This is a genomic window from Citrobacter sp. Cpo100 (genome assembly GCF_030332595.1).
Classification (GTDB): domain Bacteria; phylum Pseudomonadota; class Gammaproteobacteria; order Enterobacterales; family Enterobacteriaceae; genus Citrobacter; species Citrobacter portucalensis.
The window spans coordinates 78,962-88,760 of sequence record NZ_JAOWHM010000022.1; the positions used below are offsets into that span (position 1 = coordinate 78,962).

Annotated in this window: 8 protein-coding genes; 6 read left to right on the plus strand and 2 right to left on the minus strand. The window is 53.9% G+C overall.

The window, feature by feature from the left end; translation table 11 throughout:
- Positions 1-25: 25 nt before the first annotated feature.
- On the plus strand, positions 26-952 hold the full coding sequence (locus OGX96_RS01160; RefSeq protein ID WP_286582032.1) for an ROK family protein: 927 nt from the start codon (positions 26-28) through the stop codon (positions 950-952).
- The gene (locus tag OGX96_RS01165; protein ID WP_286582034.1) at positions 949-1,929 is read left to right on the plus strand and encodes a LacI family DNA-binding transcriptional regulator; all 981 of its coding nucleotides are present in this window, start codon (positions 949-951) and stop codon (positions 1,927-1,929) included. Before OGX96_RS01160 ends, OGX96_RS01165 begins: the two co-directional genes overlap by 4 nt.
- Positions 1,930-2,142: 213 nt before the next feature.
- Here the strand turns inward: OGX96_RS01165 and fadA are convergent, their stop codons facing one another.
- Positions 2,143-3,306, minus strand: a complete 1,164-nt coding sequence (gene fadA / locus OGX96_RS01170; RefSeq protein ID WP_003828895.1) for an acetyl-CoA C-acyltransferase FadA — start codon at positions 3,304-3,306, stop codon at positions 2,143-2,145.
- A 9-nt stretch (positions 3,307-3,315) separates the two neighbouring features.
- Positions 3,316-5,505, minus strand: coding sequence for a fatty acid oxidation complex subunit alpha FadB (gene fadB / locus OGX96_RS01175; RefSeq protein WP_204192430.1), 2,190 nt, complete (start codon positions 5,503-5,505; stop codon positions 3,316-3,318).
- Positions 5,506-5,693: 188 nt separating this feature from the next.
- Between fadB and pepQ the strand changes: the two genes are divergently transcribed.
- From pepQ to hemG, 4 genes are read left to right on the plus strand one after another with little or no spacing between them, the layout of a single operon-like run.
- Positions 5,694-7,025, plus strand: coding sequence for a Xaa-Pro dipeptidase (gene pepQ / locus OGX96_RS01180; protein ID WP_008787103.1), 1,332 nt, complete (start codon positions 5,694-5,696; stop codon positions 7,023-7,025).
- Positions 7,025-7,639, plus strand: coding sequence for an IMPACT family protein (locus OGX96_RS01185; RefSeq protein WP_003017851.1), 615 nt, complete (start codon positions 7,025-7,027; stop codon positions 7,637-7,639). Before pepQ ends, OGX96_RS01185 begins: the two co-directional genes overlap by 1 nt.
- Positions 7,640-7,677: 38 nt before the next feature.
- Complete coding sequence (trkH, locus tag OGX96_RS01190; protein WP_003017848.1) at positions 7,678-9,129, plus strand: Trk system potassium transporter TrkH; 1,452 nt, start codon at positions 7,678-7,680, stop codon at positions 9,127-9,129.
- Between the two features lie 11 nt (positions 9,130-9,140).
- Positions 9,141-9,686 carry a menaquinone-dependent protoporphyrinogen IX dehydrogenase gene (gene hemG / locus OGX96_RS01195; protein ID WP_048237121.1) on the plus strand — a complete coding sequence of 182 codons (546 nt, stop codon included), beginning with the start codon at positions 9,141-9,143 and terminating at the stop codon, positions 9,684-9,686.
- The last annotated feature ends 113 nt before the right edge of the window (positions 9,687-9,799 follow it).

The window sequence follows — 9,799 nt, forward strand, 5'->3', positions numbered from 1 at the left end:
TTGCGAGGCGCAAACGAGGAAAACCATGAGGCTCGGACTGGATATTGGCGGGACTAAAATCGAAGCAGTGGTGATTAATAAGGCGGGTGAAATTGTTTACCGCGAGCGATGCGCGACACCAAAGCAGAGTTACGGTGATTTTTTCCAGGCCGTGACGGAGATGATTGCTAAGGCCAGACTGGCCGTTAATCAGCCTTTATCGGTTGGCGTTGGGGTGCCAGGCGCGGTGGATAGCGAAGGTTTGATTAAGAATTCGAACATCCTGGTGCTGAATCAGCAGGCCTTTGCGCAAGACCTTGAGCGAGCATCAGGAATGCCAGTTCCGGTTACCAATGATGCCAACTGCTTTACCTTGTCGGAAGCGATGGACGGTAGCGGACACGGGTATAGCGTGGTATTTGGCGTGATCCTCGGTACCGGTTGCGGCGGCGGACTATGCATCGATAACCGCTTGATCTCTGGACCTAACGCCTGCGCAGGAGAGTGGGGGCATAATGCATTGCCGCGCTACCACGAATCTCAGGACGGGACTGGAGTGATGTGCTATTGCGGACAGTTGAACTGTATTGAGAGCTTTATTTCCGGCAGCGGTCTGGAACGCCAGTACCTGAATCACACCGCGCAGCATGTGGGTGTGCCACAAATTATGCAACAGGTAGAATCGGGTGATGCGGATGCTTGCTTTGTATGGGAACGCTATTGCGATCAACTGGCGCGTGCATTGGCGGGCGTGGTGAATACGCTCGATCCCGATGTTATCGTGCTTGGGGGTGGGGTATCCAATATCGATTTACTGTATTCGGGTTTACAGGCGCGAGTGGCGCAGTACGTATTTGGTAAGCAGTGCCGCACACCGATCGTTCGGGCCCGTCACGGTGACAGCAGCGGCGTACGCGGTGCGGCCTGGCTGGGGGCGCAACAAGCCATAGTAGAATCAATGAGAGTGAAATGACAAAACCTGTACGTATCAGAGATATTGCCGAAGCTTGTGGTGTTTCAGTTGGCGCAGTTTCCCGCGCCCTAAAAGGGCAGCCGGGGCTGCGTGAAGACACCCGGCTGCGCATTATTTCTGTGGCGCAGCAGCAGGGTTATGATTTTTCCCGTCTGCGCACTGACAAGATCAAACGCGTCCTGTTTTTGCTTCACCGCCAGCACAATATCAGCCGGGCATTGCCGTTTTACTCTCAACTGCTGCTGGGCATAGAAGATAACTGTCGTGACCATGGTATTGCGCTGAGCTTTCTCTCCATTGGTCCAGGCGATGCAGTGAGTGAGCAGGTGCTGCTGCACCAGCCTGATGCGCTGATCTGTGCCGGATTTTTTGAGCCTGAATTACTTGGCTTGCTGCAACAGATGAAGCTGCCGTTGGTGCTGGTGGATCTCTGGGCGCCGGGCCTGCCTTGCGTGAATCCGGACAACACCCAGGGCGGTTATCTGGCTACACAACATTTGATTGCACAAGGTCGCAGCCGTATTGCTTTTCTTGCCAGCACGCTTGCGCACTACAGCATCCGTCAGCGCGAGAAGGGCTACCGTCAGGCATTGTATGAGGCCCGTTTGCTGATGCCGCCAGAGTATGAAGCCATTGCGCCGCCGCTGCTGGATACCGAGCAATCTTTGGTGGAAGCGGTGAATGAATTGCTCAGTCTGCCAGAGCCGCCCGACGCTATTTTTGCCTATAACGATGCGGCAGCGCTGGTTGTTCAACAGGTGTGTGCGCAGCAGGGTATACGTATCCCGGAAGATCTTGCGCTGGTTGGGTTTGATGATATCGATGCTGCGGCATGGTCACATCCACCACTCACCACCATTGCGGTTGATAAACAACAATTGGGGCGTGAAGCGCTGCGTTTATTGCTGGAAGAAAATCAGGAAGAGAATCTGCTGTTGCCGGTGCAGTTAGTGGTACGTGGTAGTTCAGAGAAATAAAAAACCCGCCCCTGACAGGCGGGAAGAACGGCAACTAAACTTTCTCTCTTCGCCATTGGCACCATAACTGTGTTGGCTGCGCTCATTCACCCGAATCACTTACTATACGTAAGCTCATCGGGATTCATTCACTTGCCGCCTTGTTCTGGCACCAATGGCTTTGAGATAACATTTCGTAGGCCGGGCAAGCGAAGCGCCCCCGGCATGCTTTGATTAAACTCGCTCAAATACCGTCGCGATGCCCTGGCCTAACCCGATACACATCGTCGCCAGGCCAAACTGTACGTCTTTGCGTTCCATCAGATTGAGCAGGGTGGTGCTGATACGCGCCCCAGAGCAACCCAACGGATGGCCCAAAGCGATCGCCCCGCCGTTGAGGTTGATCTTCTCATCGATCTGCTCCATCAGCCCCAGATCTTTAATGCACGGCAGGATCTGAGCGGCAAAGGCTTCGTTCATCTCAAACAAACCGATATCGCTGGTGGAGAGTCCCGCTTTTTTCAGCGCCAGTTTTGAGGCCGGAACCGGGCCGTAACCCATGATTGAAGGGTCGCAGCCAACAACAGCCATCGAACGAATACGGGCACGCGGCGTCAGACCCAGCTCACGGGCGCGACTTTCGCTCATGACCAGCATCGCCGCAGCGCCGTCGGAGAGTGCGGAGGAGGTACCGGCAGTGACCGTTCCGCTAACCGGATCGAACGCCGGACGCAGGGTGGAGAGCGCTTCAACGGTTGTCTCCGGGCGGATAACCTCATCGTAGTTAAACTGCTTCAGCACGCCGTCGGCATCATGGCCGCCGGTCGGGATGATTTCGTTTTTAAATGCGCCAGACTGTGTTGCAGCCCAGGCGCGAGCATGTGAACGTGCGGCGAAAGCATCCTGCATTTCACGGCTGATGCCGTGCATGCGAGAGAGCATTTCCGCAGTCAGACCCATCATTCCCGCGGCTTTTGCCACGTTGCGGCTCATGCCCGGGTGGAAATCAACGCCGTGACTCATTGGCACATGGCCCATATGCTCCACGCCGCCAATCAGGCACGCCTGAGCATCGCCGGTCATGATCATGCGTGCCGCATCGTGCAGCGCCTGCATGGACGAACCGCACAGGCGGTTGACCGTGACGGCTGGAACGGAGTGCGGAACTTCCGCCAGCAGCGCGGCGTTACGGGCGATGTTGAAACCCTGCTCCAGCGTTTGCTGCACACAGCCCCAGTAAATATCATCAAGCGCGGATGGCTCCAGCGCAGGATTTCGCGCCAGCAGGCTACGCATTAAGTGTGCGGAGAGATCTTCTGCCCGCACGTTACGAAACGCGCCCCCTTTCGAACGGCCCATCGGGGTACGGATCGCATCAACAATTACAACCTGTTCCATTGTGACTCCTTAAGCCGTTTTCAGGCTGCCAACCGGGCGGGCAGGCTCAACCTGGGGATAATACGGTTCGTTATGGCGCGCCTTATCACGCAGACCAGCCGGAACTTCATACAGCGCTCCGAGGTGCTGATACTGCTGGGCCATATCGAGATACTTCGCGCTGCCGAGCGTATCCAACCAGCGGAACGCGCCACCATGGAACGGAGGGAAGCCCAGGCCATAAACCAGCGCCATATCGGCTTCTGCCGGGCTGGCGATAATGTCTTCTTCCAGACAACGCACCACTTCGTTGACCATTGGGATCATCATGCGAGCGATAATCTCTTCATCACTGAAGTCGCGTTTCGGCTGGCTGACTTCTGCCAGCAGATCGTCAACGGTGGCATCCTCTTCTTTCTTCGGCTTGCCCTTGTTGTCTTCTTTATAACGCCAGAATCCAAGACCGTTTTTCTGTCCGAAACGGTTCGCATCAAACAGGGCGTCTATCGCGTCGCGATAATCTTTCTGCATACGCTGAGGGAAGCCTGCGGACATCACTGCCTGCGCGTGATGTGCGGTATCAATTCCCACCACGTCCAGCAGATAAGCCGGGCCCATCGGCCAGCCAAACTGTTTTTCCATGACTTTGTCGACTTTGCGGAAATCCGCCCCATCGCGCAGCAGCTGGCTGAAACCGGCAAAATACGGGAACAGCACGCGGTTCACGAAGAAACCGGGGCAGTCGTTGACCACAATTGGGGTTTTGCCCATCTGGCTTGCCCAGGCGACAACTTTGGCGATGGTTTCATCCGAGCTTTTCTCGCCGCGAATAATCTCAACCAGTGGCATGCGGTGTACTGGGTTAAAGAAGTGCATCCCACAGAAGTTTTCCGGGCGCTTGAGCGCGCTGGCCAGCTCGTTGATTGGGATGGTGGAGGTATTTGAAGCCAGTACGGTGTTCGGGCGTACCTGATCTTCGGTTTCTGCCAGTACCGCTTTTTTCACTTTCGGGTTTTCTACGACAGCTTCAACCACCACGTCCACACGCTCAAAACCGCTATAGTCGAGGGTTGGATGAATAGTGGAAATCACGCCCGCCATTTTCAGACCGTCAATTTTGCCGCGCTCAAGCTGTTTGTTCAGCAGCTTGGCCGCTTCAGTCATGCCCAGCGTTAATGATTTGTCGTTGATATCTTTCATGACAACCGGCACGCCTTTCCAGGCTGACTGGTAAGCGATGCCGCCGCCCATAATGCCCGCGCCCAGCACCGCAGCTTGCTTCGGTGCTTCAATATTTTTGGTGAGTTTTTTGGCTTTGGCTTTGACGAACTGATCGTTAAGGAAGATCCCAACCAGCGCGCGAGCTTCACTGGTGTGCGCCAGTGGAACAAAGCTTTTATTTTCCAGATTCAGCGCTTCTTCACGGCCAAAACGGGCCGCTGCTTCAATGGTTTTTACCGCGGTAATCGGCGCGGGATAATGCTTCCCTGCCGTCTGTGCCACCATGCCTTTAGCGATGGTAAAGCTCATAGCCGCTTCAATTTTGCTGAGTTTCAACGGCTCCAGCTTCGGCTGACGTTTGGCCTTCCAGTCGAGGTCGCCGTTAATCGCCTGACGTAATACTGCGATCGCGCCATCAAGCAGTTTGTCTTGCTTCACTACGCCATCGACCAGGCCGATTTTTAGCGCCTGCTCAGCACCAACATCCTTACCTGCCGCAATAATTTCCAGCGCGCTGTCCGCACCCAGCATACGTGGCATACGCACGGAGCCGCCAAAGCCCGGCATAATGCCCAGCTTGGTTTCCGGCAGGCCAATGCGCAGGTCCGGCGTTGCCAGACGATAATCGGTTGCCAGAACACACTCGCAGCCGCCACCCAGCGCGTAGCCGTTTACTGCTGACAGGGTCGGAACAGGCAGATCTTCGAGGCGATTAAAGACGCTGTTGGCAAAATGCAGCCACTGGCTCAGTTGTTCTTCAGGCACGAGGAACAGTGAAAGGAATTCGGTGATATCGGCACCAACAATAAAGGCTGCTTTGTTAGAACGCAGTAGCAGCCCTTTTAAATTCGGTTGTTTTTCCAGCACATCAAGCGCATGGCCCAGGCTGGCAACGGTGGCCGTGTCGAGTTTATTGACCGAACCAGGGGCATCGAACACCAGTTCGGCGATGCCATCTTCCAGCCAGTCGAGGTACAGGGTGTCGCCTTTGTAAAGCATGTCAGTCTCCTGAATCCGCAAGGTGATCTGGTCATACCAGATGAATCGAAGTGTGTGTTTTATGTTAATAAAATGCAAATGAATGATTAAAGAAATGACGATTCGATCACGCTCGGCAGAAATCACGCACTCACAAAGCGATGTGCTAAGATGCGGAGACTTGAGGTCAAAAAACAGAAGGATAGAAAATGGAATCGCTGGCCGCACTCTATAAAAATCATATTGTTACCTTACAGGAACGGACGCGCGACGCGCTGGATCGCTTCAAACTGGATGCGTTACTTATTCACTCTGGCGAACTTGTTAACGTCTTTCTCGACGATCATCCATATCCGTTTAAGGTCAATCCACAATTTAAAGCCTGGGTGCCTGTAACACAGGTTCCTAACTGCTGGTTGCTGGTGGATGGCGTAAACAAGCCGAAACTGTGGTTCTACCTGCCGGTCGATTACTGGCACAACGTTGAGCCGCTACCAACCTCTTTCTGGACGGAAGAAATCGAGATCATCGCGCTGCCGAAAGCGGATGGTATCGGTAGCCAACTGCCTGCTGCTCGCGGCAATATCGGTTACATCGGCCCGGTTCCGGAACGTGCGCTGCAACTGGACATCGCGGCCAGCAACATCAACCCGAAAGGGGTGATCGACTACCTGCATTATTACCGCGCCTATAAAACGGAATACGAACTGGCCTGTATGCGCGAAGCGCAGAAAATGGCGGTAAATGGACACCGTGCAGCAGAAGAAGCGTTCCGTTCCGGAATGAGCGAGTTTGACATCAACCTCGCTTACCTGACTGCCACCGGTCACCGCGACACCGACGTGCCATACAGCAACATCGTGGCGCTTAACGAGCATGCTTCGGTTCTTCATTACACCAAGCTGGATCATCAGGCACCGTCTGAAATCCGCAGTTTCCTGCTCGACGCTGGTGCGGAATACAACGGCTATGCGGCAGACCTGACGCGTACCTGGTCGGCGAAAAACGACAACGACTATGCGCATCTGGTGAAAGACGTTAACGACGAAGAGTTGGCGCTGATTGCCACCATGAAAGCAGGCACCAGCTACGTGGATTATCACATTCAGTTCCATCAGCGTATCGCGAAGCTGCTGCGTAAGCATCAAATCATCACCGGTATGAGTGAAGAAGCGATGGTGGAAAACGATCTTACCGGGCCGTTTATGCCGCACGGTATTGGTCACCCGCTGGGTCTGCAGGTACATGATGTCGCAGGCTTTATGCAGGATGACAGCGGTACTCATCTGGCCGCGCCGTCGAAGTATCCTTACCTGCGTTGCACCCGCGTACTGCAACCAGGCATGGTTCTGACCATCGAACCGGGCATTTACTTCATTGAATCTCTGTTGGCACCGTGGCGTGAAGGACAGTTCAGCAAGCACTTCAACTGGCAGAAAATTGAAGCACTGAAACCGTTCGGCGGTATTCGTATTGAAGACAACGTGGTGGTCCACGAAAACAATATCGAAAACATGACGCGGGATTTGAAACTGGCGTAATGGACAGTTGGTTAATCCCTGCGGCGCCGGTTAGCGTCGTCGAAGAGATCAAAAAAAGCCGCTTCATTACGCTGCTCGCCCATACGGACGGCGTAGAAGCGGCAAAGGCGTTTGTTGAGTCAGTCAAAGCGGAACACCCGGACGCCCGCCACCATTGTGTGGCGTGGGTGGCGGGTGCGCCCAATGACTCGCAGCAGCTAGGGTTTTCAGACGATGGCGAACCGGCGGGTACGGCAGGTAAACCGATGCTCGCGCAGCTGATGGGGAGCGGTGTCGGCGAGATTACCGCTGTAGTCGTGCGCTACTACGGCGGTATCCTTCTCGGTACTGGAGGGTTGGTAAAAGCCTACGGTGGTGGTGTGAATCAGGCGTTGCGCCAGTTAACGACACAGCGCAAGACGCCATTAACCGAATATACTTTGCAGTGTGAGTACGGTCAGCTGGCAGGCATTGAAGCCTTGCTGGGGCAGTTTGACGGTAAAGTCGTTGCCAGTGATTACCAGGCTTTTGTTCGGCTCAGGGTGGCGCTTCCTTTTGCCAAAGTGGATGAGTTTTCGGCAAAACTGGCGGATTTTAGTCGTGGTTCATTGCAATTGTTAGCGATTGAAGAATAATCCCCACCTCATTTTAAAGAACTAAGGAAGCGGCAGAGATGCATTTTCGCGCCATCACCCGAATCGTTGGACTACTGGTCATCTTATTCTCGGGGACAATGATTATCCCCGGACTGGTAGCGCTCATCTACCGCGATGGGGCAGGGCGTGCATTCACCCAAACTTTCTTCGTTGCTCTGGCGATCGGCTCCATGCTGTGGTGGCCAAACCGTAAAGAGAAGGGTGAGCTGAAATCGCGTGAAGGATTTCTGATTGTCGTTTTGTTCTGGACCGTTCTGGGCAGTGTGGGTGCGCTACCGTTCATCTTTGCAGAAAGCCCTAACCTAACGATAACCGACGCTTTTTTTGAATCCTTTTCCGGATTAACCACTACAGGTGCGACGACGCTGGTGGGGCTGGATTCATTGCCACACGCGATTCTCTTTTATCGCCAGATGCTGCAATGGTTCGGCGGGATGGGGATCATCGTGCTGGCGGTGGCTATCCTGCCTATTCTTGGCGTTGGTGGGATGCAGCTCTATCGTGCAGAAATGCCGGGGCCGCTGAAAGATAATAAAATGCGCCCGCGTATTGCCGAAACGGCGAAAACGCTATGGCTAATCTATGTATTACTGACGGTGGCGTGCGCGCTGGCGCTATGGTTTGCCGGGATGCCCGCGTTTGACGCCATTGGGCACAGTTTTGCCACAATCGCCATCGGTGGTTTTTCCACACACGATGCCAGCGTGGGGTATTTCGACAGTCCCACGATTAACACCATCATTGCTATCTTCTTGCTGATCTCCGGTTGTAACTATGGTCTGCACTTCTCTTTATTAAGTGGGCGTAGTCTGAAGGTCTACTGGCGGGATCCGGAATTCCGCATGTTTATCGGCGTGCAGCTGACGCTGGTGGCAGTCTGTACGCTGGTGCTATGGATACACAATACCTATGGCTCGGCGCTCACGACGATCAACCAGGCCTTTTTCCAGGTGGTATCGATGGCGACGACCGCCGGATTTACCACGGACAGTATTGCCCGCTGGCCGCTGTTTCTGCCAGTGTTGTTGCTGTGTTCTGCTTTTATCGGCGGCTGTGCTGGGTCGACGGGCGGTGGCTTGAAGGTGATTCGTATCCTGCTGCTGTTTAAGCAGGGTAACCGCGAATTGAAACGACTGGTCCATCCGAATGCGGTTTACAGTATCAAACTGGGTAACCGTGCGTTGCCGGAGCGAATTCTTGAAGCCGTATGGGGATTCTTCTCTGCCTATGCGCTGGTCTTTATTATCAGTATGCTGGCGATTATTGCGACCGGTGTTGATGACTTCTCCGCGTTTGCCTCTGTTGTGGCAACGTTGAATAACCTGGGGCCTGGACTGGGGGTTGTCGCCGACAACTTTGCCAGTATGAACCCTGTGGCGAAGTGGATCCTGATTGCCAATATGCTGTTTGGTCGTCTGGAGGTCTTTACTCTGCTGGTGCTCTTTACCCCTACCTTCTGGCGTGAATAATGGAGTAACACGTGAAAACACTGATTCTTTTTTCTTCCCGGGACGGACAAACGCGTGAAATCGCTGAATATCTGGCTTCTGAACTCAAAGAGCTGGGCGTTTGGGCAGATGTTGTTAATTTGCATCGTACCGCGGAGCCGGACTGGCAAAATTATGACAGCGTGGTAATTGGCGCCTCGATTCGCTACGGTCATTACCATGCTGCTTTTCAGGAGTTTGTGAAAAAGCATGCCACACGGCTGAATTCGATGCCGAGCGCGTTCTACTCCGTAAACCTGGTTGCCCGTAAACCGGAGAAACGTACGCCGCAAACCAACAGCTATGCGCGTAAGTTCCTGATGAGTTCGCCGTGGCGACCAGACCACAGCGCAGTCATTGCGGGTGCTTTGCGGTATCCACGCTATCGCTGGTATGACCGCGTTATGATCCAACTGATAATGAAGATGTCAGGTGGTGAAACGGATACGAATAAAGAAGTGGTGTATACCGATTGGGAACAGGTTGCGAGATTCGCGCGGGAAATAGCCCAATTAACCAACAAAGCGTTGTTAAAATAAACGTAAAGCATAAAAAATACGCACTCGGAAGAATATTTTAAATTTCCCCTTGTCAGCCTGAAATAACTCCCTATAATGCGCCTCCACTGACACGGAACAACGGATTACAAGCC

What these genes read in the sequence shown, in the direction of transcription:
- OGX96_RS01160 (WP_286582032.1), top strand. Translation starts at nt 26, where the DNA reads ATGAGGCTCGGACTGGATATTGGCGGGACTAAAATCGAAGCAGTGGTG.
- OGX96_RS01165 (WP_286582034.1), top strand. Translation starts at nt 949, where the DNA reads ATGACAAAACCTGTACGTATCAGAGATATTGCCGAAGCTTGTGGTGTT.
- fadA (WP_003828895.1), bottom strand. Translation starts at nt 3,306, where the DNA reads ATGGAACAGGTTGTAATTGTTGATGCGATCCGTACCCCGATGGGCCGT.
- fadB (WP_204192430.1), bottom strand. Translation starts at nt 5,505, where the DNA reads ATGCTTTACAAAGGCGACACCCTGTACCTCGACTGGCTGGAAGATGGC.
- pepQ (WP_008787103.1), top strand. Translation starts at nt 5,694, where the DNA reads ATGGAATCGCTGGCCGCACTCTATAAAAATCATATTGTTACCTTACAG.
- OGX96_RS01185 (WP_003017851.1), top strand. Translation starts at nt 7,025, where the DNA reads ATGGACAGTTGGTTAATCCCTGCGGCGCCGGTTAGCGTCGTCGAAGAG.
- trkH (WP_003017848.1), top strand. Translation starts at nt 7,678, where the DNA reads ATGCATTTTCGCGCCATCACCCGAATCGTTGGACTACTGGTCATCTTA.